Annotated in this window: 22 protein-coding genes; 14 read left to right on the plus strand and 8 right to left on the minus strand. The window is 61.8% G+C overall.

Features of this window, described 5'->3' with window-relative positions:
- The first annotated feature begins 269 nt into the window (after positions 1-269).
- Positions 270-1370 carry a glycine-betaine demethylase subunit GbcB gene (gene gbcB, locus BFQ04_RS02860; protein WP_065949498.1) on the plus strand — a complete coding sequence of 367 codons (1101 nt, stop codon included), beginning with the start codon at positions 270-272 and terminating at the stop codon, positions 1368-1370.
- A gap of 96 nt (positions 1371-1466) precedes the next feature.
- Here the strand turns inward: gbcB and BFQ04_RS02865 are convergent, their stop codons facing one another.
- Together BFQ04_RS02865 and BFQ04_RS02870 are read right to left on the minus strand one after the other, a co-directional pair.
- The gene (locus tag BFQ04_RS02865; protein ID WP_065949499.1) at positions 1467-1670 is read right to left on the minus strand and encodes a hypothetical protein; all 204 of its coding nucleotides are present in this window, start codon (positions 1668-1670) and stop codon (positions 1467-1469) included.
- Positions 1671-1857: 187 nt separating this feature from the next.
- Positions 1858-2898 carry a threonine aldolase family protein gene (locus BFQ04_RS02870; protein ID WP_065929441.1) on the minus strand — a complete coding sequence of 347 codons (1041 nt, stop codon included), beginning with the start codon at positions 2896-2898 and terminating at the stop codon, positions 1858-1860.
- A gap of 90 nt (positions 2899-2988) precedes the next feature.
- Here BFQ04_RS02870 and BFQ04_RS02875 point away from each other — a divergent pair, with 90 nt between their 5' ends.
- The 8 genes from BFQ04_RS02875 to fdhA all read left to right on the plus strand — a co-directional run bounded on the left by BFQ04_RS02875 (position 2989) and on the right by fdhA (position 12981).
- A complete protein-coding gene (locus BFQ04_RS02875) occupies positions 2989-3717 on the plus strand; it encodes a TraX family protein (protein ID WP_065949500.1) in 729 nt (242 codons plus the stop codon).
- A 251-nt stretch (positions 3718-3968) separates the two neighbouring features.
- On the plus strand, positions 3969-5222 hold the full coding sequence (glyA, locus tag BFQ04_RS02880; protein WP_065949501.1) for a serine hydroxymethyltransferase: 1254 nt from the start codon (positions 3969-3971) through the stop codon (positions 5220-5222).
- A 22-nt stretch (positions 5223-5244) separates the two neighbouring features.
- Positions 5245-6495, plus strand: coding sequence for a sarcosine oxidase subunit beta (locus tag BFQ04_RS02885; protein ID WP_010207084.1), 1251 nt, complete (start codon positions 5245-5247; stop codon positions 6493-6495).
- Positions 6496-6510: 15 nt separating this feature from the next.
- Entirely contained in the window at positions 6511-6813 is a 303-nt protein-coding gene (locus BFQ04_RS02890) for a sarcosine oxidase subunit delta (protein ID WP_065949502.1), read from the plus strand.
- Positions 6810-9827: a sarcosine oxidase subunit alpha gene (locus BFQ04_RS02895; RefSeq protein WP_065949503.1), complete on the plus strand. Its 3018-nt coding sequence runs from the start codon at positions 6810-6812 to the stop codon at positions 9825-9827. The genes BFQ04_RS02890 and BFQ04_RS02895 overlap by 4 nt, the downstream gene beginning before the upstream one ends.
- A gap of 122 nt (positions 9828-9949) precedes the next feature.
- Entirely contained in the window at positions 9950-10582 is a 633-nt protein-coding gene (locus BFQ04_RS02900) for a sarcosine oxidase subunit gamma (protein WP_065949504.1), read from the plus strand.
- 160 nt (positions 10583-10742) lie between these two features.
- Positions 10743-11600 carry a formyltetrahydrofolate deformylase gene (purU, locus tag BFQ04_RS02905; protein ID WP_016977808.1) on the plus strand — a complete coding sequence of 286 codons (858 nt, stop codon included), beginning with the start codon at positions 10743-10745 and terminating at the stop codon, positions 11598-11600.
- Positions 11601-11781: 181 nt separating this feature from the next.
- Positions 11782-12981 carry a formaldehyde dehydrogenase, glutathione-independent gene (gene fdhA, locus BFQ04_RS02910; RefSeq protein WP_005792122.1) on the plus strand — a complete coding sequence of 400 codons (1200 nt, stop codon included), beginning with the start codon at positions 11782-11784 and terminating at the stop codon, positions 12979-12981.
- A 97-nt stretch (positions 12982-13078) separates the two neighbouring features.
- Here the strand turns inward: fdhA and BFQ04_RS02915 are convergent, their stop codons facing one another.
- Complete coding sequence (locus BFQ04_RS02915; RefSeq protein WP_065949505.1) at positions 13079-13537, minus strand: anti-sigma factor domain-containing protein; 459 nt, start codon at positions 13535-13537, stop codon at positions 13079-13081.
- A 124-nt stretch (positions 13538-13661) separates the two neighbouring features.
- Here BFQ04_RS02915 and BFQ04_RS02920 point away from each other — a divergent pair, with 124 nt between their 5' ends.
- Positions 13662-14234: a DUF2780 domain-containing protein gene (locus BFQ04_RS02920; protein ID WP_065949506.1), complete on the plus strand. Its 573-nt coding sequence runs from the start codon at positions 13662-13664 to the stop codon at positions 14232-14234.
- Here BFQ04_RS02920 and BFQ04_RS02925 read toward each other — a convergent pair.
- A complete protein-coding gene (locus tag BFQ04_RS02925; RefSeq protein WP_065949507.1) occupies positions 14231-15118 on the minus strand; it encodes an acyltransferase in 888 nt (295 codons plus the stop codon). The two genes, BFQ04_RS02920 and BFQ04_RS02925, sit on opposite strands and share 4 nt — an antisense overlap.
- 173 nt (positions 15119-15291) lie before the next feature.
- Between BFQ04_RS02925 and BFQ04_RS02930 the strand changes: the two genes are divergently transcribed.
- Genes BFQ04_RS02930 through creD form a run of 4 tightly spaced genes read left to right on the plus strand, consistent with a single transcriptional unit; the run spans position 15292 to position 19310 of the window.
- On the plus strand, positions 15292-15792 hold the full coding sequence (locus BFQ04_RS02930; RefSeq protein WP_065949508.1) for a retropepsin-like aspartic peptidase RloA2: 501 nt from the start codon (positions 15292-15294) through the stop codon (positions 15790-15792).
- Between the two features lie 9 nt (positions 15793-15801).
- Positions 15802-16470 carry a two-component system response regulator CreB gene (gene creB / locus BFQ04_RS02935; protein WP_065949509.1) on the plus strand — a complete coding sequence of 223 codons (669 nt, stop codon included), beginning with the start codon at positions 15802-15804 and terminating at the stop codon, positions 16468-16470.
- A complete protein-coding gene (creC, locus tag BFQ04_RS02940) occupies positions 16470-17909 on the plus strand; it encodes a two-component system sensor histidine kinase CreC (RefSeq protein ID WP_065949510.1) in 1440 nt (479 codons plus the stop codon). Before creB ends, creC begins: the two co-directional genes overlap by 1 nt.
- A gap of 51 nt (positions 17910-17960) precedes the next feature.
- Positions 17961-19310, plus strand: a complete 1350-nt coding sequence (gene creD, locus BFQ04_RS02945) for a cell envelope integrity protein CreD (RefSeq protein ID WP_065949511.1) — start codon at positions 17961-17963, stop codon at positions 19308-19310.
- A 189-nt stretch (positions 19311-19499) separates the two neighbouring features.
- Here creD and BFQ04_RS02950 read toward each other — a convergent pair whose 3' ends face one another.
- From BFQ04_RS02950 to BFQ04_RS02965, 4 genes are all read right to left on the minus strand, one after another.
- Positions 19500-20129, minus strand: a complete 630-nt coding sequence (locus BFQ04_RS02950) for a glutathione S-transferase family protein (RefSeq protein ID WP_065949512.1) — start codon at positions 20127-20129, stop codon at positions 19500-19502.
- 163 nt (positions 20130-20292) lie between these two features.
- Entirely contained in the window at positions 20293-20475 is a 183-nt protein-coding gene (locus BFQ04_RS02955; protein ID WP_065949513.1) for a hypothetical protein, read from the minus strand.
- A complete protein-coding gene (locus BFQ04_RS02960) occupies positions 20472-21575 on the minus strand; it encodes a PepSY-associated TM helix domain-containing protein (protein ID WP_065949514.1) in 1104 nt (367 codons plus the stop codon). Before BFQ04_RS02960 ends, BFQ04_RS02955 begins: the two co-directional genes overlap by 4 nt.
- A 62-nt stretch (positions 21576-21637) precedes the next feature.
- Positions 21638-24067 (minus strand): TonB-dependent siderophore receptor, encoded by a 2430-nt coding sequence (locus BFQ04_RS02965; RefSeq protein ID WP_065949515.1) that lies wholly within the window; start codon positions 24065-24067, stop codon positions 21638-21640.
- Positions 24068-24234 lie beyond the last annotated feature (167 nt).

The following is a 24234-nucleotide window of genomic DNA, read 5'->3' on the forward strand; positions in this document are numbered from 1 at the left end:
ATGGCCATTCGGTGTGGCCGGCGAATAGTGGCTGATCAGGTGTGCAGCAAGGCGTAAAGAACGCGTCTTTGTTGGGAGCGAGTGTGGGCCCGGCGTTGGGTCGAACCTTATCCATGGGCGACATGGCCCAATCTGATCCCGACGCGCAAGCCCCTGTCGTTGGGGGCTGGTCGCGGTAAGTATGTGAATGTCGCAGATAGGTAAATGGGCGATTCGCGCGTTACGCAGAATCGCCACCATAAGGCCGAGCCTCGGCGGTGGAGAACAGTATGTCCAACAGCTTCCTGAACCCGGTAACCACCCAGACCTGGGCCAATGGTCGGCACATCGTCCGTTGCGTCAAAGTCATCCAGGAAACCTGGGACGTGCGCACCTTCTGCTTCATGGCCGACCAGCCGATCCTGTTCTTTTTCAAACCGGGGCAGTTCGTCACCCTGGAGCTGGAGATCGAAGGCCAGCCGATCATGCGTTCGTACACCATTTCCAGCTCGCCGTCGGTGCCGTACAGCTTCTCGGTGACCATCAAGCGCGTGCCGGGCGGCCGCGTTTCCAACTGGTTGCACGATACGCTGCATGAAGGCCAGGAACTGGCGGTGCACGGGCCGGTCGGGCTGTTCAATGCAATCGACTTCCCGAGCCCCAAAGTGCTGTATCTGAGCGGCGGCGTCGGCATCACGCCGGTGATGTCCATGGCGCGCTGGTTCTACGACACCAACGCCAATGTCGACATGACATTCGTGCACAGCGCCCGTTCACCCAAAGACATCATCTACCACCGCGAGCTGGAACACATGGCGTCGCGGATCGACAACTTCAGCCTGCACCTGATCTGCGAGAAACACGGGTTGGGGGAGCCGTGGGCAGGTTATCGCGGTTACTTGAACCACAAGATGCTCGAACTGATGGTGCCGGATTTCCTTGAGCGCGAAGTGTTCTGCTGCGGGCCTACGCCCTACATGAGCGCGGTGAAGCGCCTGCTGGAAGCCGCCGGTTTTGACATGGCGCGCTACCACGAAGAATCCTTCGGTGCCACGCCGCCCGAAGCCCGTGCCGATGCGGTGGAGCAAGCCGAACAAGCTGCCGACGCACCGGAAATTGATCTGGCGGATCTGCACCAAGTGGAGTTCATTGCGTCGGGCAAGAGCATTCGCGTAGCACCGGGCGAAACCGTACATGCGGCGGCGGCCAAGCTCGGCCTGTTGATCCCGAAAGCCTGCGGCATGGGGATTTGCGGCACGTGCAAGGTGATGAAGCTGGGCGGCGAGGTCGAGATGGAGCACAACGGCGGGATCACCGAAGAGGATGAAGCCGAGGGTTATATCCTGTCGTGCTGCAGTGTGCCGAAGGGTGATGTGCGCATCGAGTTCTGACAGCCGCTCATTAACGCCTGCCAGGACGCTCCGCGTCCCGCTTGAGTGGTATGGCTGCATTCCCACGCGGAGCGTGGGAATGCTCGGTGTGAAGGGTTACTGGGCGTAGATATGTACTACGAAATGCTGGCCTGAGGCTGTCAGTTCATAGACTTTGTCGTAGACCCTCAGCGTCCTCGATGGCTCGTGGATGGTGTCGCCGACCTTTGCGTATTTCCTGAACTCATCCCAGTCGATAATGGTGGTGCTGACGGTGTTGTCACCTTGCACCAGGGTATTGACGTTGCTTTGATATTCCATGATTGAACTCTCCATTGGATTTGCAGCCGACTATTCGGCAGGCAATAAACCCGGAAGGTGGCAGGTATCGCTGCGTTTTCCTTCCAGGTTCCAAGAGGCTAGCCAATGAAATTGGAGTGCGCTGCTGTCAGAAATATCAAAAAACAGACTCGGCAATCGGCCAGCACGGACCTGTCTGATTTCTACTTCAAGCGTTCATCACTTCCCTGATGTCGGCCGCCAATTCTCTTACACGCTCTTCTTCGGTGTCCCACGCACACATGAAGCGTGCGCCGCCTTTGCCGATGAAGGTATAGAAGCGCCAGCCCTTGGCCGTCAGGGCTGCGATAGCGGGTTCCGAGAGCTGCAGGAACACGCCATTGGCCTGCACCGGGAACATCAGTTCCACGCCGGGAATGTCCGCCACCAGGCTGCTGAGCAACTGCGCGCAGTGGTTGGCGTGGCGTGCATGTTTGAGCCAGGCGTCGTTTTCGAGCAAGCCCACCCAGGGCGCGGACAGGAAACGCATCTTCGACGCGAGCTGGCCGGCCTGTTTGCAGCGGTAGTCGAAGTCTTCGGCCAACTTATGGTTGAAAAACAGGATCGCTTCACCCACGGCCATGCCGTTCTTGGTGCCACCGAAGCACAGCACGTCCACCCCGGCCTTCCAGGTCAGGTCGGCCGGCGAGCAGCCCAGAAACGCACAGGCGTTGGAGAAGCGCGCGCCGTCCATATGCAGGTTCAGGCCCAGCTCCTTGCAGGTGACGCTGATGGCGCGGATTTCTTCCGGGGTGTAGACGCTGCCGACTTCGGTGGCCTGGGTGAGGGTGACTACGCGCGGTTTCGGGTAGTGAATGTCTTGGCGCTTGAGGGCGATTTCGCGGATCGACTCCGGCGTCAGCTTGCCGTTTTCGGTGCGCGCAGTCAGTAGCTTGGAGCCATTGGAGAAAAACTCAGGCGCGCCGCACTCATCGGTCTCGACGTGGGCGGTTTCCGAGCAAATCACGCTATGGTAGCTCTGGCACAGCGAAGACAGCGCCAGGGAGTTGGCGGCGGTGCCGTTGAAGGCGAAGAACACTTCGCAGTCGGTTTCGAACAGATTGCGGAAACCGTCGGCGGCGCGGTGGGTCCACTCATCATCACCGTAGGCGCGTTGATGGCCCTGGTTGGCTTGTTCCATGGCGGCCCAGGCTTCCGGGCAGATGCCGGAATAGTTGTCGCTGGCGAATTGTTGGCTCTTGTCAGTCATGGCCCATTCCTGTGGTCGATGTTGGTGCGCACTTTAACCAAGATTGGGAGGGCGGCGCACGCACTGTAAATGCAAAGTCGGTGGGGAATTATGCACGGTACTGACACCTTGCCTGTCGGACGTTTCCGAGATGGCGCTTTGGACCTGCTCAAGTGGCTGGCGCTGCTGAGCATGGTGCTGGATCACCTGCGCTACGTGGGCTTGAGCCTCGATGGCCTGTATGTACCGGGGCGCCTGGCGTTCCCGTGGTTTTGCCTGGCGATTGCGGCGAATCTGCACCGGACTCGAAATACTCCAGTGACCGGCCAGTGGCGCTACCTGGCCTGGTTGCTGCTGTTCAGTGTGATCAGCGAAGTGCCGTATCGGATGTTCATCGAAGATGCCGATACCTTGAATGTATTGCCGACCCTGGCGCTGGGCCTGCTGGTTGCCCGAGGTTTGCGGCAGAAGGCGCTGGTTGATCGAGGATTGGCGCTGATCGCTGTCACAGTGGCGGCCGTATTTTCAACCCAGTTGATGTTCGGTTTATTTGGCGTATTGCTGCCGCTGGCGATGCTGCTGGTGTTTCGCCGGCCCTGGTATTTCAGCGTGCTGCCGGGTTTGGTCTGCGTCGCCGCCAATCAATGGCAGATTCTGCTCAATAGCGGCACGTTTGTGGCGTTGTCGGGGTTGGCTGCATGCCTGATTGCGCCGCTGGCAGGATTGGTCTTATTGCGACACGCCAGAAACGTCTCGCCACCGGCCATGCGCCGTTGGGCATATGCCCTCTATCCAATGCACTTCCTTGTGCTGCTGCTCGTGCGCAAGATCATCGCCTGACCCCTGTGGGAGGGGCTTGCCCCCGATGGCTGAGTGTCAGCCTCTGCATAGGCAAGCTGACCCACCGCTATCGGGAGCAAGCTCCCTCCCACACAAGCCCTATTCCACATTTGTTCTGCGTCGCTGGAGGAATGTCGTAAACGCACCTTTGCGTGGCGTGCGCAGGCATTTGGCCCGCACGCGCCAGCCCTACCATCGCATCAAAGGGCCCTGCGAGGGCCTCAACAATACGAAAGGCTGGGAGAGACGCGATGTTCAGCAAACAAGACCAGATCCAGGGATATGACGACGCACTGCTGGCGGCGATGAATGCCGAGGAGCAGCGTCAGGAAGACCATATCGAGCTGATCGCGTCGGAGAACTACACCAGCAAACGCGTGATGCAAGCGCAAGGCAGCGGCCTCACCAACAAATACGCCGAAGGCTACCCGGGCAAGCGCTACTACGGTGGCTGCGAGCATGTGGACAAGGTCGAGGCCCTGGCCATCGAGCGCGCCAAGCAGCTGTTCGGCGCCGATTACGCCAACGTGCAGCCGCACTCCGGTTCGTCCGCCAACAGCGCGGTGTACCTGGCGCTGATCAATCCCGGCGACACGATCCTGGGCATGAGCCTGGCCCACGGCGGCCACCTGACCCACGGCGCCAAGGTGTCGTCCTCGGGCAAGCTGTACAACGCGGTGCAATACGGCATCAACACCGACACCGGCCTGATCGATTACGACGAAGTCGAACGCCTGGCCGTGGAGCACCAGCCGAAGATGGTGGTAGCCGGTTTCTCCGCCTACTCCAAGACCCTGGATTTCCCACGTTTCCGTGCGATTGCCGACAAGGTGGGCGCGCTGCTGTTCGTCGACATGGCCCACGTCGCCGGCCTGGTTGCCGCCGGCCTGTACCCGAACCCGCTGCCGTACGCCGATGTGGTCACCACCACCACGCACAAGACCCTGCGCGGTCCGCGTGGCGGCCTGATCCTGGCCAAGGCCAACGAAGCCATTGAAAAGAAACTCAACGCCGCCGTATTCCCCGGCGCCCAGGGCGGCCCGCTGATGCACGTCATCGCCGGCAAGGCCGTGTGCTTCAAGGAAGCCCAGGAGCCTGGCTTCAAGGTCTATCAGCAACAAGTGATCGATAACGCCCAGGCCATGGCCGAGGTGTTCATCAAGCGCGGCTACGACGTGGTCTCCGGCGGCACCGATAACCACCTGTTCCTGGTCAGCCTGATCCGTCAGGGCCTCACCGGTAAAGACGCGGACGCCGCCCTTGGTCGCGCCCACATCACCGTCAACAAGAACGCCGTGCCGAATGACCCGCAGTCGCCATTCGTGACCTCGGGCCTGCGCATCGGCACTCCGGCGGTGACCACCCGCGGTTTCAAGGTGGCGCAGTGCATCGAATTGGCCGGCTGGATCTGCGACATCCTCGACAACCTCGGCGACGCCGACGTCGAGGCCAACGTGGCCAAGCACGTGTCTGCCCTGTGCGCTGATTTCCCGGTTTATCGCTGAGCGCGGTTTTGGAGTAATGACTATGCAACGCTACTCAGGCTTCGGCCTCTTCAAGCACTCCCTCAGCCATCACGAAAACTGGCAAAAGATGTGGCGCACGCCGACCCCGAAAAAGGTCTACGACGTGGTCATCGTCGGCGGCGGCGGGCATGGTCTGGCGACCGCCTACTACCTGGCCAAGGAGCACGGCATCACCAACGTGGCCGTGGTCGAAAAAGGCTGGCTGGGCGGCGGTAACACCGCGCGCAACACCACCATCGTGCGTTCCAACTACCTGTGGGACGAGTCGGCGCACCTGTACGAACACGCGATGAAACTCTGGGAAGGTTTGTCCCAGGACCTGAACTACAACGTGATGTTCTCCCAGCGCGGCGTGTACAACCTGTGCCACACCCTGCAGGATATCCGTGATTCCGAGCGCCGCGTCAGCGCCAACCGCCTCAATGGCGTGGACGGCGAACTGCTCAATGCCAAGCAGGTAGCGGACGAGATTCCGTACCTGGACTGCTCGAAAAACACCCGCTACCCGGTGCTCGGCGCCACTGTGCAACGTCGCGGCGGCGTGGCCCGTCACGATGCCGTGGCCTGGGGCTTTGCCCGCGCCGCCGACGCCCTTGGCGTGGACCTGATCCAGCAGACCGAAGTGATCGGCTTTCGCAAGGAAAACGGCGTGTGCATCGGCGTGGAAACCAACAAAGGCTTTATCGGCGCCAAGCGCGTCGGTGTGGTCACGGCCGGTAATTCCGGGCACATGGCTTCGCTGGCCGGTTTCCGCCTGCCGATCGAATCCCATCCACTGCAAGCACTGGTATCGGAGCCGATCAAACCGATTATCGACAGCGTGATCATGTCCAACGCCGTGCACGGTTACATCAGCCAGTCCGACAAGGGCGACCTGGTGATCGGCGCCGGTATCGACGGCTACAACGGTTACGGCCAGCGCGGCTCGTACCCGGTGATCGAACACACCATCCAGGCCATCGTCGAGATGTTCCCGGTGCTCTCACGCGTGCGCATGAACCGCCAGTGGGGCGGCATCGTCGACACCACGCCGGACGCGTGCCCGATCATCTCCAAGACCCCGGTGCCGAACATGTTCTTCAACTGCGGGTGGGGCACCGGTGGCTTCAAGGCCACGCCGGGCTCGGGCAATGTGTTCGCCGCGAGCCTGGCCAAGGGTGAAATGCACCCATTGGCTGCGCCTTTCTCCATCGACCGTTTCCACAACGGTGCGCTGATCGACGAACACGGCGCTGCGGCCGTCGCCCACTAACAGGAGAACCACCTTATGTTGCATATCTTCTGTCCTCACTGTGGCGAACTGCGCTCCGAAGAGGAATTCCACGCGTCCGGCCAAGCGCACATCCCGCGCCCGCTGGACCCGAATGCCTGCACCGACGCCGAGTGGGGCGACTACATGTTCTTTCGCGACAACCCCCGTGGCCTGCATCACGAACTGTGGATTCACGCCGCCGGTTGCCGCCAGTATTTCAACGCGACCCGTAACACCGTGACCTACGAAATTCTTGAAACCTACAAGATCGGTGAGAAGCCTCAGTTCACCGCCAAGGCCTCTGGAGAGAAGGTATGAGCCAGATCAATCGCCTGTCCAACGGTGGCCGCATCGACCGCAATAAAGTCCTGACGTTTACCTTCAACGGCCAGAGCTACAAAGGCTTTGAAGGCGACACCCTGGCCGCCGCCCTGCTGGCCAACGGCGTCGACATCATCGGCCGCAGCTTCAAGTACTCGCGGCCTCGCGGCATCTTTGCTGCGGGCGCCGAAGAGCCGAACGCGGTGCTGCAGATCGGGGCCACCGAAGCCACCCAGATTCCCAACGTGCGCGCCACGCAACAGGCGTTGTACCAGGGCTTGGTCGCCACCAGCACCAACGGCTGGCCGAGCGTCAACAACGACATGATGGGCATTCTCGGCAAGGTCGGCGGCAAGCTGATGCCGCCGGGTTTCTACTACAAAACCTTCATGTACCCGCAATCGTTCTGGATGACTTACGAGAAGTACATCCGCAAAGCGGCTGGCCTTGGCCGTTCGCCGACCGAGAACGACCCGGACACCTACGACAACTTCAACCGTCACTGCGACGTGCTGGTGGTCGGCGCAGGCCCTGCCGGTCTCACCGCGGCACTGGCGGCTGCGCGCAGCGGTGCGCGGGTGATCATCGCCGATGAGCAGGAAGAGTTCGGCGGTTCGCTGCTCGATTCGCGTGAAAGCCTCGACGGCAAGCCGGCCACCGAATGGGTTGCCAGCGTCATCGCTGAACTCAAAGCCCTGCCGGACGTGGTGCTGCTGCCCCGCGCCACCGTCAACGGCTACCACGACCATAACTTCCTGACCATTCACGAGCGCCTCACCGACCACCTTGGCGACCGCGCACCGATTGGCGTGGTGCGCCAGCGCATCCACCGCGTGCGCGCCAAGCGTGTGGTGCTGGCGACCGGTGCGTGCGAGCGCCCGCTGGTGTACGGCAACAACGACGTGCCGGGCAACATGCTGGCCGGTGCGGTCTCTACCTACGTGCGTCGCTACGGCGTGGCACCGGGCAAGAAACTGGTGCTGTCGACCAACAACGACCACGCCTACCGGGTCGCGTTGGACTGGCTCGACGCCGGCCTGCAAGTGGTCGCCGTCGCCGATGTACGCCATAACCCACGCGGTGCCCTGGTTGAAGAAGCCCGCGCCAAAGGCATTCGTATCCTCACCGGCAGCGCCGTGGTCGAAGCCCGGGGCACCAAGCGCGTGAGTGCTGCGCGTGTGGCTGCGATCGATGTCAAAGCCCACAAAGTCACCAGCCCCGGCGAGTGGCTGGACTGCGACCTGGTGGCCAGCTCCGGCGGCTACAGCCCGGTGGTGCACCTGGCTTCGCACCTGGGCGGCAAGCCGACCTGGCGTGAAGACATCCTCGGTTTTGTGCCAGGCGAAGCCCCGCAGAAACGCGTGTGCGTCGGCGGTATCAATGGCGTCTACGGCCTTGGGGATTCCCTCGCCGATGGGTTCGAAGGTGGCGTGCGCGCTGCCAGCGAAGCGGGTTTTGCCCCGGTTGAAGGGGTGTTGCCCAAAGCCCTGAGCCGTCTGGAAGAACCAACCCTGGCGCTGTTCCAGGTGCCCCACGAAAAAGCCACCGCGCGGGCGCCGAAGCAATTTGTCGACCTGCAGAACGACGTCACCGCTGCCGCCATCGAACTGGCGACCCGCGAAGGATTCGAGTCGGTGGAGCACGTCAAGCGCTACACCGCGCTGGGCTTCGGCACCGACCAGGGCAAGCTGGGTAACGTCAACGGTTTGGCCATCGCGGCGCGCTCGCTGAACGTGACCATCCCGCAGATGGGCACCACCATGTTCCGCCCCAACTACACGCCGGTGACTTTCGGTGCGATAGCGGGGCGTCACTGTGGGCACATTTTCGAACCGGTGCGCTACACCGCGCTGCAAGCCTGGCACGTAAAGAACGGCGCCGAGTTTGAAGATGTCGGCCAGTGGAAACGCCCTTGGTATTTCCCACGCAACGGTGAAGACCTGCACGCGGCGGTAAAACGTGAATGCCTGGCGGTGCGCGACAGCGTCGGCCTGCTCGATGCCTCGACCCTCGGCAAGATCGACATCCAGGGTCCGGATGCCCGTGAGTTTCTCAACCGCATCTACAGCAACGCCTGGACCAAGCTTGACGTGGGCAAGGCGCGCTACGGCCTGATGTGCAAGGAAGACGGCATGGTCTTCGATGACGGCGTCACCGCCTGTCTGGCCGACAACCATTTCCTGATGACCACCACCACCGGCGGCGCCGCCCGCGTGCTGCAGTGGCTGGAAATCTATCAGCAGACCGAATGGCCGGACCTCAAGGTGTATTTCACCTCGGTCACCGACCACTGGGCGACCATGACCCTGTCCGGCCCCAACAGCCGCAAGCTGCTCAGTGAAGTCACCGACATCGACCTGGACAAGGACGGCTTCCCGTTCATGACCTGGAAGGAAGGCCTGGTCGGCGGCGTACCGGCGCGGGTGTTCCGTATCTCGTTTACCGGTGAGCTGTCGTATGAAGTCAACGTGCAGGCCGACTACGCCATGGGCGTGCTGGAAAAGATCGTCGAGGCCGGCAAAAAGTACAATCTGACCCCGTACGGCACCGAAACCATGCACGTCCTGCGCGCCGAAAAGGGCTTCATCATTGTCGGCCAGGATACCGACGGCTCGATGACCCCGGACGACCTGAACATGGGTTGGTGCGTGGGCCGTACCAAACCGTTCTCGTGGATCGGCTGGCGTGGGATGAACCGTGAAGACTGCGTACGTGAAGAGCGTAAGCAGCTGGTCGGGCTCAAACCGATTGATCCGACCGTATGGCTGCCGGAAGGCGCGCAACTGGTGTTCGATCCGAAGCAGACGATTCCGATGAAAATGGTCGGCCACGTGACCTCAAGCTATGCACACAACTCCCTGGGTTATTCGTTTGCCATGGGCGTGGTGAAAGGCGGCTTGAAGCGCATCGGCGAGCGGGTGTTTTCGCCGCAGGCCGATGGCAGTGTGATCGAGGCGGAGATTATGTCTTCGGTGTTCTTTGACCCTAAGGGTGATCGGCAGAACATCTGATAGACCGCGGCGCGCCCATCGGGGGCAAGCCCCCTCCCACAGGGGAATGCATTCCAAGTGTGGGAGGGGCTTGCCCCCGATGAGGCCATCAGCCTCACAACAGAATTCAGAACAGGTGCTTTATGACAGCAGCCAATGTTTACCAGCAACGCCCCACCACCGGCGCCAAGGCCGAGTCGTCGCTGCACCATGCCGACCTCGCCAGCCTGGTCGGCAAGGGCCGCAAGAATGCCGGCGTAACCGTGCGGGAAAAGAAACTCCTCGGCCACTTGACCCTCCGTGGCGATGGCCACGATGCCGCGTTCGCCGCCGGGGTGCACACGGCCCTGGGCATCGAACTACCCGGTGCCCTGAGCGTGGTCTTCAAGGGTGAGACGAGCCTGCAATGGCTCGGCCCGGACGAATGGCTGCTCATTGTCCCGGGCGGCGAAGAATTCGCCGCCGAACAGAACCTGCGCGCGGCTCTGGGCGACCTGCATATCCAGATCGTCAACGTCAGTGGCGGCCAGCAGATCCTCGAACTCAGCGGCCCGAACGTGCGCGATGTGTTGATGAAATCCACCAGCTACGATGTGCACCCCGACAACTTCCCGGTCGGCAAGGCGGTAGGCACGGTGTTCGCGAAATCGCAACTGGTGATCCGCCATACCGCTGAGGACACCTGGGAACTGCTGATTCGCCGCAGCTTCTCGGATTACTGGTGGCTGTGGCTGCAGGACGCCTCGGCCGAATTCGGCCTGAGCGTTCAAGCCTGACATGGCGCTCGCGCTGTCTCACCCCTTCACTGTAGGAGCGAGCTTGCTCGCGAAAAACCAAAGACGCCGCGTTCATTCAGCATGCACGCATCATCGTTGGCGTTCTTCGCGAGCAAGCTCGCTCCTACAGTAGATAGCGTTGTTTGAGGAGTTACCCGCTATGAGCCGCGCACCCGATACATGGATTTTGACCGCCGACTGCCCCAGCGTGCTCGGCACGGTGGACGCGGTCACCCGCTACCTGTTCGAGCAGGGTTGCTACGTTACCGAGCACCATTCGTTCGATGACCGTCTCTCGGGCCGCTTTTTTATTCGGGTGGAATTCCGTCAGCCCGATGGATTTGACGAGCAGGGTTTTCGCGATGGCCTGGCCACGCGCGGTGAAGCCTTTGGCATGATCTTCGAGCTGACGGCACCGAACTACCGGCCAAAAGTGGTGATCATGGTCTCCAAGGCCGATCACTGCCTCAACGACCTGTTGTACCGCCAGCGCATCGGCCAGTTGTCGATGGACGTGGTCGCGGTGGTGTCCAACCATCCCGATTTGAAACCTTTGGCCGACTGGCATCAAATTCCCTACTACCATTTCCCCCTCGACCCCAACGACAAACCGTCCCAGGAGCGTCAAGTGTGGCAAGTGGTAGAAGACACCGGCGCCGAACTGGTGATCCTTGCGCGTTACATGCAAGTGCTGTCGCCGGAGCTGTGCCGTAAGCTGGACGGCAAGGCGATCAACATTCATCACTCGTTGCTGCCGGGGTTCAAGGGCGCCAAGCCGTATCACCAGGCGTACAACAAGGGGGTGAAACTGGTCGGCGCCACGGCGCATTACATCAACAACGACCTGGATGAAGGGCCGATCATCGCCCAGGGTGTGGAGGTGGTGGATCACAGCCACTATCCCGAGGATTTGATTGCCAAGGGGCGGGATATCGAAGGGCTGACATTGGCACGGGCGGTGGGGTATCACATTGAGCGGCGGGTGTTTTTGAACGCCAATAGAACGGTGGTGCTCTGACTGACGCCATCGGGGGCCAGCCCCCTCCCACTGGGGAACGCATTCCAAGTGTGGGAGGGGGCTGGCCCCCGATGAGGCCCTCACCCACAACACAAGAAACAGCATCTGTACCCAAGCACTTAACGCGCTGCCCATCCAAACAGGCAACGCAGTTCCATAAAAACAACAGCGAGGTGAAAGCATGTCTGGTAATCGTGGTGTCGTGTATCTCGGCAATGGCAAAGTCGAAGTACAGAAAATCGACTATCCCAAAATGCAGGACCCCCGTGGCAGGAAGATCGAGCATGGCGTCATCCTGCGCGTGGTTTCCACCAACATCTGCGGCTCCGACCAACACATGGTGCGCGGCCGCACCACTGCCCAGACCGGCCTGGTGCTGGGGCATGAAATCACTGGCGAGGTGATCGAGAAGGGCAGCGACGTTGAAAACCTGAAAATCGGTGACCTGGTCTCCGTTCCCTTCAACGTGGCCTGCGGTCGTTGCCGCTCCTGCAAAGAGCAACACACCGGCGTATGCCTGACCGTCAACCCGGCGCGTGCCGGTGGCGCCTACGGTTATGTGGACATGGGCGACTGGACCGGCGGCCAGGCTGAGTACGTGCTGGTGCCCTACGCCGACTTCAACCTGCTGAAACTGCCGGACCGCGACAAGGCCATGGAGAAAATCCGCGACCTGACCTGCCTCTCCGACATTCTGCCGACCGGCTACCACGGCGCCGTGACGGCCGGGGTTGGCCCTGGCAGCACCGTGTACATCGCCGGCGCCGGCCCGGTCGGGCTTGCCGCTGCGGCGTCCGCACGCCTGCTCGGCGCGGCAGTGGTGATCATCGGCGACGTCAATTCAATCCGCCTGGCCCATGCCAAGGCCCAGGGTTTCGAAATTGTCGACCTGTCCACCGACACCCCGCTGCACGAGCAGATCGCCGCACTATTGGGCGAGCCCGAAGTGGATTGCGCCGTCGACTGCGTGGGCTTTGAAGCACGCGGCCACGGCCACGACGGCGTCAAGGCCGAAGCCCCGGCCACCGTGCTCAACTCGCTGATGGGCGTGGTGCGCGTGGCAGGCAAGATCGGTATCCCCGGCCTGTACGTCACTGAAGATCCAGGTGCCGTCGATGCCGCCGCAAAAATGGGCAGCCTGAGCATTCGCTTTGGGTTGGGCTGGGCCAAATCCCACAGCTTCCACACCGGGCAGACACCCGTGATGAAGTACAACCGCCAACTGATGCAGGCGATCATGTGGGACCGTATCAACATCGCCGAGATCGTCGGCGTGCAGGTCATCAGCCTGGATGACGCGCCACGCGGTTATGGCGAGTTCGATGCGGGTGTGCCGAAGAAGTTTGTGATCGATCCGCACAAGCTGTTCAGTGCGGCGTAACGCGTTGAGCAAATGAAAAGGGCGACCTATATGGGTCGCCCTTTTTTTGTGGGAGGGGGCTTGCCCCCTCCCACATGGGTTTTATGGTGTTTGGGGGTCAGCGTGTGGCCAGTGCGCCCTGGTAGACGGTCGGGCCTGTCGGTTGTTTGCTGATGGAACCACCTTTGGTCTCCGAACTGACCATCAACTCCACCGGCTGGCTGATGGTTTCCTGCTGGCGCGGGTTGAGGCCGATGATGCCCTTGCCGTCCTCCGGCAACAGGCCCAGGGACACAGGCGTGCCATCTTTAGGAATTGCCCACAGCTCCAGGCTCTGGTCTGGCGCGGGTGCCGTGGCGGCAATCGGCTGCACTTCCAGGTAATCCTTGTGGGCCATGATTTGTGCGGCCGGCTGCTGGGTGGTGGTCACCAACGTGGCCGCGGACTTGACGCTGTCCTGGGTGTAGAGCGCGCCACCAATACCGGCAACCACCACGGCGCAGGCGCCAATGAACAGGCGAGGGCGGCTCCAGAACGCAGGCTTGTGCTCAATCGCTTGGGGGTGGATCGCAGTCATAAGTCTCTTCCTGACAAATTTTGTAGTCAGTTCATGGACCCGCTTATCCCCAATGGGTTCCGGAACAACCGACGGGATACCCAGTCCAACGCCTGCTTTGCACCTATCTCCTGAGGTTGTCTTGATGAAGATTTCACGCGGTTTCGCCCTTTCCTGCCTGTTGACCGTGGCCGCCGGCCCGGTGTTCGCCGCAGGTTTCAGCCTTGGCGATGCAGCCAACGCCATTTCCGGCATGCAGGGTGGCAACAACAAAGCCGCCGCCGCCGCGCCAACATCGGAAACGGCCGACCTGCTGACGGCCCTGACCTCGCAACTCAATATCACCCCGGAGCAAGCGGTCGGTGGCACCGGCGCCATGCTGGGCCTGGCCAAGAACAAACTGAGCGGCAACGACTTTGCGCAGCTGGGCAACAGCGTGCCAGGCCTCGATAAGTTGTCGGGTAACAACGCATTGGGCAGCCTTGGTGCCCTGAGCGGGATGCTCGGCCAGAACGGCGGCAGCAAGACCAGCGGCCTGGACGGCCTGCTGGGTAACGTGAAAAACACCAATGACTTGAACACTGCGTTCAGCGCCCTGGGCATGGACAGCGGCATGATCGGCCAGTTTGCCCCGGTGATCCTGCAATACCTGGGCGGGCAGGGCGCCGACAGCTCGGTACTGGGCAAACTGGCCCAGGCCTGGGGCACCGGTAGCTAAGACCGCTCCGCGCGCAAGTGTTCGATGCGCGCGTCCTTCTCCGTCCAGAGCTGGTTGACCCAGTTCTGGACGGTCTGGCGAAACGCCGGATCGTTCTCGTAATCCCCCTGCCACAACGCCGGGTCCAGTTCACGGGTGCGGATATCCACAATCACCTTCGGCACCGCGCCGCTGATCAAATCCCAGAACCCCGGAATCCTGTGTTGTGGGTAGACCACGGTCACGTCGAGGATGGCGTCCAGTTGCTCACCCATTGCCGCCAGTACAAACGCGACGCCGCCTGCCTTGGGCTTGAGCAGCCGGGTGAACGGTGAATCCTGCTGGGTGCGTTTGGCCTCGCTGAACCGCGTGCCTTCCAGGTAATTGACCACGGTCACCGGCTGGCGCTTGAACAGCTCGCAGGCCTGTTTGGTGATCTTCAGGTCCTGTCCGGCCAGCTCCGGGTGCTTGGCCAGGAACGCCTTGGTGTAGCGCTTCATGAACGGGTAATCCAGCGCCCACCAGGCCAGGCCGAGGAAGGGCACCCAGATCAGCTCTTTTTTCAGGAAGAATTTGAAGAACGGCGTACGCCGGTTCAGCGCCTGGATCAATGCGGGAATATCCACCCAGGACTGGTGGTTGCTGATGACCAGGTAAGAGGTGTCACCCCGCAGGTCCTCACCGCCGCGAATATCCCATTGGGTTGGAATGCACACGGCGAAGATCAGCTTGTCGATCTCGGCCCAGGTCTCGGCGATCCACATCACCGCCCAGGACGCATAGTCACGCCAGCGGCCCGGCGCCACCAGCTTGAGCAGGGCGAATACCATCAAGGGGCCGATCAGGATCAGCGTGTTGAGTAACAGCAGCAGTGTGACCAGACAGCCGGTGAGCAGGCGGCGCATAAATAACTCTTGGAATTCTGTGGACGGACCATGATAAGCAGCTTGAGTCCAGAGGCCAAATCCCGATTCGCCGCACCAATGTGATCGTTCCCACGCGCAGCGCGGGAACGAGCTAACTAAGTGCCGCCTTTGCGGTCTAGAATTCGCCTACTTCTCTCCGAGGAAATCACGTCGTGAAACTGCTCCTAGCCTCGCTCGCTCTCGCGGCCTTGCCCGTCATGGCTGCCGAACCGACCCTCTACGGTCGCTACGAATACATCCAATTGCCGGAAATCGGCCAGACCTTCAAGGCCAAGATGGACACCGGCGCGTTGACCGCCTCGCTGTCGGCCCGTGACATCGAGACCTTCACCCGTGATGGCGACGATTGGGTGCGCTTCCGCCTCGGCGGCAAGGACGCCGACAACAAAGTCTACGAACACAAGGTCTCGCGCATCAGCAAGATCAAGAGCCGCGCCGATGAAGATGACGACAAGGACGAAGCCAGTGTGGCCAAGCGCCCGGTGATCGATCTGGAAATGTGCCTGGGCGACGTCAAGCGTACCGTGGAGGTCAACCTCACCGATCGCAGCAGCTTCAACTACCCGCTGCTGATCGGCGCCAAGGCCCTGCGTGAATTCGGTGCAGCGGTTAACCCGGCGCGTCGCTACACTGCCGACAAACCGGACTGCTGACGGACCCACATGGCGCATATCCTGATTGTCGAAGACGAAGCGGCGATAGCCGACACGCTGATATTCGCCCTGCAGGGCGAGGGCTTTACCACCACCTGGCTGAGCCTCGGCCAGGCGGCGCTGGAGCATCAGCGTCATACCCCGGCCGACCTGATCATCCTCGACATCGGCCTGCCTGACATCACAGGTTTTGAAACCTGCAAGCAGCTGCGCCGGTTCAGCGAAGTGCCGGTGATGTTCCTCAGCGCGCGGGATGGCGAGATCGACCGCGTGGTGGGGCTGGAGATCGGCGCCGACGATTATGTGGTCAAACCGTTCAGCCCGCGTGAAGTCGCCGCAAGGGTGCGGGCGATTCTCAAGCGTGTCGGGCCGGGTGTGGCGCCTGCTGTCTTCCAGGTGGACCTGGAGCGCATGCAGATCCACTATCGGGGCCAGCCGCTGAGCCTGACGCGTCATGAATTCCTTCTGTTGCAAAGCCTGCTGGAGCAACCCGAACGTGTGTTCAGCCGCGAGCAACTGCTGGACGCGGTGGGGGTACCGGCCGACGCCGGCTACGAGCGCAATATCGACAGTCATATCAAAAGCCTGCGCAGCAAGTTGCGCAACGTGGCGGCCGAGGCTGAGCCGATCCAGACCCATCGCGGCCTGGGTTACAGCTACAACCCGAGCCACAGCTGATGCGCCTGGGGCTGCGGATTTTCCTGGTGTACGCGCTGTTCATCGGGCTCACCGGCTATTTTGTGCTCAGCACTGTGATGAAGGAAATCCGCCCCGGCGTGCGCCAGTCCACCGAAGAAACCCTGGTGGACACCGCCAACCTGCTCGCCGAAATCCTGCGCAATGATGTGAAGAACGGCACCCTCGGCCAGAGCCATTGGCCAGAGTTGCTCAAGGCTTACGGCAATCGCCAACCCGGCGCGGTGATCTGGGGCCTGCCGAAAAACCAGGTCAACCACCGCATCTACGTGACCGATGCCCACGGCACGGTGTTGCTCGACTCCACCGGCGAAGCGGTGGGCCAGGACTATTCGAAATGGAACGACGTGTACCTGACCCTGCGCGGCGAATATGGCGCGCGCTCCACCCGCAGCGCGCCGGATGACCCTGCTTCATCGGTGATGCATGTGGGCGCGCCGATTCGCGACGAGGGCCGGATCATCGGCGTGGTCACCGTGGCCAAGCCCAACAGCTCGTTGCAGCCCTACGTTGACCGTACCGAGCGCCGTCTGCTGTGGTACGGCGCCGGGCTGGTCATTCTCGGCCTGCTGCTGGGCGCACTGTTGTCTTGGTGGCTGAGCGTCGCCCTGAAACGCTTGACCGCCTATGCCGAGGCCGTCAGCGAAGGCCGTCGTGCCGAGTTGCCCCATTACCGGGGCGGCGAGCTCAAGCAGTTGTCCACCGCTGTCGAGCACATGCGCACACAGTTGGAGGGCAAGGCCTATGTCGAACACTATGTACATACCCTGACCCACGAACTGAAAAGCCCGCTGGCGGCGATTCGCGGTGCGGCGGAGTTGCTGCAGGGCGACATGACACGCGAACAGCAGCAGCGTTTTGTCGGCAATATCGACAGCGAAAGCGCGCGCCTGCAGCAGTTGATCGAGCGGCTGTTGAACCTGGCGCAGGTGGAGCAACGCCAGGGGCTGGAAGAGCAGTCGAGCATCCCGTTGGCGGCCCTGGTCGAGGCTGCTCTCAACGCCCAGTGTGCGCGGATCGAAGGCGCCGGGTTGCACGTCGAGCAGACGATTCCGGCTGATGTGAAGGTGTATGGCGAGCCTTTCCTGCTGCGCCAGGCCCTGGGCAACCTGCTGGACAACGCCCTGGATTTCACCCCGCCCGGCGGCGCGCTGCGGTTCAGTGCGCAGGTGCGGCACAACGACGTTCACGTCAGCCTGTTCAACCAGGCTGCGCCGATTCCCGACTACGCTTTGCCGCGCCTGAGCGAGCGTTTCTATTCCCTGCCGCGCCCGGCCAGCGGACGCAAAAGCACCGGGCTGGGCCTCAACTTTGTCGAGGAAGTGATGAAACTGCACGGCGGCGCGTTGCAGGTCGGCAATGTACCGGGTGGCGTGCAAGCGGTGCTGCATCTCCACACAGTCTCCACATTGCCCACATAAACCGTCCACACAGGCTGCCCAGACTCTCCCCATCAAAACAGGGAGAGACCCATGAACCGCAGCCTGCTTTTCAAACTTGGCGCGATTGCGCTGCTGATCCTGCTGTTGCTGATTCCGTTGCTGATGATCAACGGCATCATCAGCGACCGCCAGCAACTGCGCGACGGCGTATTGATGGACATCGCCCGCAGTTCAAGCTTCGCCCAGCGGCTCACCGGGCCGGTGCTGGTGGTGCCGTTTCGCAAGACGGTGCGCGAGTGGAAGCTCAATGAAAAGCTCAACAAACGCTACGAGGAAACCCGTGAAGAGCGCGGCCGCTTGTATTTTCTGCCGGAGCGTTTCGAACTCGACGGCCAGGTGCAAACCGAACTGCGCGCCCGGGGCATTTACCAGGCGCGGTTGTTCCATGCCGACAACCGCATCAGTGGGCGTTTCGAGTTGCCTGCGCAACTGGGTATCACGGAAAACTTCGCCGATTACCGTTTTGAACCGGCGTTTCTGGCCGTGGGCATCAGCGATATTCGCGGCATCGAAAACGCGCTGGAGCTGGAGCTGGGTCAGCAGCGCCTGGCGTTTTCGCCGAGCTCTCAAGTTGATTGGTTGGGCGAGGGCGTGCATGTGATGCTGCCGGAGCAGGACAGCAAAAAGCCTGCCGCCGTGGATTTCGCCTTCGACCTGCGCCTGCAGGGCACCGAACAACTGCAGGTGGTGCCGGTGGGCAAGACCAGCCAGGTATCACTGGCCTCCAACTGGCCGCACCCGAGTTTTGTCGGCAACTTTCTGCCGACACAGCGCGAGGTCACCGACAAGGGTTTCACTGCCAAGTGGCAGACCTCGTTTTTCGCCACGAACCTCGAACAGGCCCTGCAAACCTGCCTGGACCGCCAAGGCTGTGATGACTTCAACAACCGCAGCTTCGGTGTGAACTTCATCGACCCGGTGGACCAGTACCTCAAGAGCGACCGCGCGATCAAATACGCGCTGCTGTTCATCGCCCTGACGTTTGCCGGCTTCTTCCTGTTCGAAGTGCTCAAGAACCTGGCGGTGCACCCCGTCCAATACGCGTTGGTGGGCGTTGCGCTGGCGTTCTTCTACCTGCTGTTGCTGTCGCTGTCCGAGCATTTGGGGTTTGCCCTGGCTTATCTGATATCGGCCAGCGCCTGCGTGGTGTTGATTGGTTTCTACGTGTGCCATGTGCTGCGCAGCGTGGCCCACGGCCTGGGCTTTTCGGCGGGGCTGGCGGCGTTGTATGGCTTGTTGTACGGGTTGCTGAGTGCCGAGGATTACGCGTTGCTGATGGGCTCGTTGCTGCTGTTCGGCCTGCTGGGCACGGTGATGGTGCTGACACGCAAGCTGGATTGGTATGGGGTAGGCAAGCGCAAGGTGGAGGCGGTGCAATGATCGGGTTGCGCGAAGACCAGCAAATGAAGGCCAGGATGGTCAGCTTCCTCAATCACGCCGCCGCTCAATGTGGGAGGGGCGGTGCGACGATTCGACTTGCTCCCGATGGCGGTGGTTCAGAGACAGATGAGCTGAATGACACACCGCAATCGGGGGCACCGCCCCTCCCACATTGGGTCCGGGTGAAGGTCAGACGGGCGGCTGGGTCTGCTGCATCGAAGGCCGCTGGCTGACCTCGGCGTACCAGGCGGCAAGCTTGGGATTGTCCGCGCGCCATTGCAGGTCCGGGTGGCGAAAGTCGAGGTAGCCCAGGGCGCAGGCCACGCTGATGGCGGCGACGTCGAAGTGGCTGGCCAGTTCAGCGATGGCGTCCTGTTCCAGCTCAGCCAGTGCACGCCGCATCTTGTTGCGCTGCTCGTCCAGCCACTGGTCCCAGTGTTTCTCCACCGGGCGCATGGCGGTTTCGTAGCGCACCAGCACGGCGGCATCCATGATCCCGTCAGCCATCGAGGCCAGGGTCAGGCGGCGCCAGCGGGCCGAGCCGTCGCGGGGGATCAGCGGGTTGCCGACGTGCTGGTGGTCGAAGTAATCGAGGATCACCCGGCTGTCGTGCAGCACCGAACCGTCGGCCAGGCGCAGGGCCGGGATCTTGCCGACCGGGTTGCCTTGCACCACCTCGGCGTCCGGGTTGACGGGGGTGGGCAGGCAGGCGTGCAGGGCGACACGGTCCTGCTGACCGGTCTCGATCAACAACACGCGGACTTTGCGTACGAAGGGCGAAGCGGGGTTGTGGAACAAGGTCATGCTGGGGGCGGACATGGGTATTCCTCGAAATAGGCTGGGGTTAGCCTAGAGGGTTGCGCGGTGGCTGGCGAGGGAGATTTTCGCTGGAGCTGATGGCCTCATCGGGGGCAAGCCCCCTCCCACACTTGAATGTGTTTACAAATCAAATGTGGGAGGGGGCTTGCCCCCGATGAGGCCATCAGCCACGCCGCCTGACCAACGCCCAGGCGCCAATGCCCGCCGGTATGCCCAACCCCACCCAACTCAACGAATCCCACGCCCCGTCCCCCAGCAACGCCGCAAACAACCCGGCGGCGCTGAGCAGGCCAATCCCCAGCGGAATGCCAAACACCTTCCAGAAACTCGACTGTCGCGGCCTCATGCCTTGCCCGCCTTGCGCCGCACGCTCCATAGGTAAATCCCGCTGACCAGCACCACGATGGTCAGCACATCCAGCGCCGCCCACAGGATTTTCATCGGCATGCCGCCATAGTCACCGAAGTGCAGCGGCTGGGACATGCCCATGGCGTCCATGTACCAGGGCCGTTCGGCGATGGCGGTGACGGCCAGGGTGCTGGCGTCGATCAACACCGGTGTGAGCAGATGGGAGGTGAGGTGGGTACTGCCTTTCATAAACACGGCGTAGTGATGCTCGCTGGAGAAGCGCGTGCCGGGGAAGGCGATAAAGTCCGGTTGCATGCCGGGCGCAGCCTTGGCGGCGATGCTCAGCAAATCGCTTGCCGGCGCGCGTTGGGTCAGCGGCGGGGCGTCTTTGTAGGGTTCGATCAGGGCGCTGAGGCTGTCCTGGCGCCAGGCGGCAATGATCAGGTCGGCACAGGCGCTGATCACACCGGTCACGCCCACCACCAGCGCCCAGGTCAGGGTGACCACGCCGATCAGGTTATGCAGGTCGAGCCAGCGCAGGCGGGTGGATTTGTCCTGGCGCACGGTGGCGAACTTCAAGCGGCGCATGAACGGCAGGTACAGCACCGTCCCTGATACAAGCGCCAGCACGAACAGCAATCCCATGAACGCAAGCAGCAGTTTGCCTGGCAGCCCGGCGAACATGTCCACATGCAGGCGCAACAGGAACAGGGTGAGCCCGCCATTGGCTGAAGGCATCTCCACCGTTTCGCCGGTACGCGCATCGAGCATGAAGGTATGCGACGCATTCGGCTCGGTACCGGCCGTGGCGGCCATGATCGCGATCACACCGTTTTTGTCGTCCTCGTCCCAGGCCAGGTACTGCATGGCCTCGCCGGGGCGATGGGCCTGGGCCTTGGCCACCAGTTGCTCCAGGTTGAGCTGTGGCGTCTCGGCGGGCACCTGCTTGAGCTCGGGTTCGTTGCCCAGCAGATGATCGATCTCGTGGTGAAACACCAGCGGCAGGCCGGTGAGGGCGAGCAGCAGCAGGAAAACGGTGCAGATCAGGCTGGTCCAGGTGTGGACGAAGGACCAGCGGCGGATGGTTTTGCTTTTCATTTTCTAGCCTTCAGACACACCAAAGCCGCCCCTGTGGACGGCCTGGTCGTTAACTCAGCCGATTACCACTGGTAGGTGGCGCTGGCGACAACGCTGCGTTGGTCGCCGAAGTAGCAGTAGGAACCGTCACAGGTGGAAATGTAGTCCTTGTTGAACAGGTTGGTAGCGTTGAGTTTGACCGATGCACCTTTGAGGCTGTTGTCGAGGCGGCCCAGGTCGTAATGCACCGCACCGTCGAACACGGTGTAGGCGTTGGCCTTACCCAGCCAGGTGTTGCCCTGGTCGCCATAGGTATTGCCGGTGTAGCGGGCGCCGAAGCCGATACCGAAGCCGTCGAGTACGCCGGTGTGCCAGGTGTAGTCGGTCCAGAGCGAAGCCTGCTGGTTGGGCATCAGTTGCAGGCGGTTGCCCTTGAAGTCGCCTTTTTGCACTTCGGATTTGGCCAGGGTGTACGCCGCGATCACCTTGAGGTTTTCGGTGACGTCAGAGATGGCTTCCAGCTCCAGGCCCTTGACCTTCACTTCGCCGGTCTGGTCGGTGATCGGGGTGCCGCTCGTTCCGGTGCTGGTGACCAGTACGTTTTTCTGCGTGAGGCTATAGATCGCCGCACTCAGCAAGGTATTGGAGCCCGGTGGCTGATACTTGATTCCCAGTTCCCATTGCTTACCTTCGGTGGGCTTATACGACTTGACCGGGTCGGCGCTGGCGTTGCTTGCTGGCTGGAAGGATTCGGCGTAGGACAGGTATGGCACAAAGCCCGAATCGAACACATAGCTGACTGCCGCGTTGCCGCTGAAGTTTTTGTTGCGGTCGGTGTTGGTCGCGTCTTGTTTGTTGAAGTACGTGGTGCCCTGGTGCACCCAGTCTTCACGACCACCGAGGGTCAGGCGCCAGTTGTTGAGGGCCATCTGGTCTTGCACGTAGAGGCCGGTCTGCACGGTTTTCTGGTTGTAGTCGTAGAACGCATCGGAGCGCGCCGGGCGCACTACCTGCGTGGTATTGACCGGGTTGAAGATATTGACGCGCCCGGCCCCCCCGAAGATCGACAGGTACGAGGTGTCGGTCCGCTGGTGGTCCAGACCCAGCAACAGGGTGTGGGTGACATCACCGGTGGCGAAGTCGGCCTGGAAGTTGTTATCCACCGCGAACTGTCCGATGTTCTCGTCGACGTTGGTCGAGAGGCGATCCATGTTGCCCGCTGCATCCACTGGAGCGAAGGCATAGGAACCCACGGTCAGTTGCTGGAACGACAACTCCGACTTGGTGTAACGCAGGTTCTGCTTGAACTGCCAGGTATCGTTGAAGCGATGCTCGAAGGCATAGCCCAGCGCGTAGTAAGTGCGGTCGTAGAACTCGTAATCTGGATCGCCCAGGTTCTTGTGATGTGATACGTCGCCCAATGGCGATTTGATCTTGGTGCCCACGATCGGCAGGAACTGACTGGTGGCGCCAGTATCGTCACGCGTGAACTGCGACAGCAGCGTCAGCTTGGTGTCGGTGTCGATATTCCACGTCAGGCTTGGCGCGATGTTGTAGCGCTTGTTGTCGATGTGATCGACCTGGGTGCCGGCATCGCGCACCACGCCGCTGAGGCCGTACAGGAACTGGCCTTCGTCATCGATCTTGCCGGTGCTGGCGAAGTTGATCTGACGGTAGTTGTCGCTGCCGTATTGCACCTGGATGGCGCTGCTCTGTTCGGCGCTGGGGCGGCGACTGACCATGTCCAGCAGGCCGCCCGGCGGGGTCTGGCCGTAAACCGAGGAAGCCGGGCCACGCAGCAGGGCGAGGCGGTCGAGGTTCCAGGTTTCGGCTTTCGGGTTGGCGTACACGCCACGGGGCAGGGGCAGGCCGTCGAGGAATTGGGTGGGTTCGAAGCCACGCACGCGCATCCAGTCGTAGCGGGTGTCGCTGCCGTAGCTGGCGGACACAATGCCGGGCATGTATTTGACCGCGTCGTCGAGGTTCTGCACGTTGCGATCCTGCATTTGCTCGCGGGTCGCCACCGAGATCGAGCGCGGCGCCTCGACCAGGGCCGTGTCGGTCTTGGTGCCGGCGGCAGTGCGCTTGGCCAGGTAGCCTTCCACGGGCCCCCAGGCGCTCTCGTAATTGCTTTGACCGATAATACTGGTCTGCGGTAACGCCACCACGCCGTCCGCAATCGCCACCAGGGTAAATGTCCCGGCGCTGCTCTGCTCCAACTGCAGCCCGGTCCCGCGCAAGGCTTCGCGCAACGCGCCCTGGGCATCGAACTGGCCTTTGACCGGTGCCGAGGTCTTGCCGGCGGCGAGCGTCGGGTTGAGGGTGAGCGCGAGACCGCCCTGGCTGGCAATCTGGTTCAGGGTGGCGGCCAGTGGCGCGGCCGGCAGGTTGTAGGCGCGCACGCTGGTGGACTGTTCGGCGGCGATCAGCGTGGGGCTGATCAGCGGGGCACCGAGGGCAATGGCCACGGCTAACAGGCTGGGGCGCAACAGAGTGTCTAGCGTGCGGGACATGGGCGGCTCCTGAATGGAAATATTTCTCAATTGCCTAGGTGCCGGACGAGAATCGGAAAGTGATAGGGCGGGGTGAAAATATTTTTGGGTGGTGTTTTTGTGGGCCTCATCGGGGGCAAGCCCCCTCCCACAATGGACCGCGTTCACAAATTAAAGTGTGGGAGGAG

It is taken from the genome of Pseudomonas sp. 37 R 15, from assembly GCF_900004865.1.
Classification (GTDB): Bacteria; Pseudomonadota; Gammaproteobacteria; order Pseudomonadales; family Pseudomonadaceae; genus Aquipseudomonas; species Aquipseudomonas fluorescens_AM.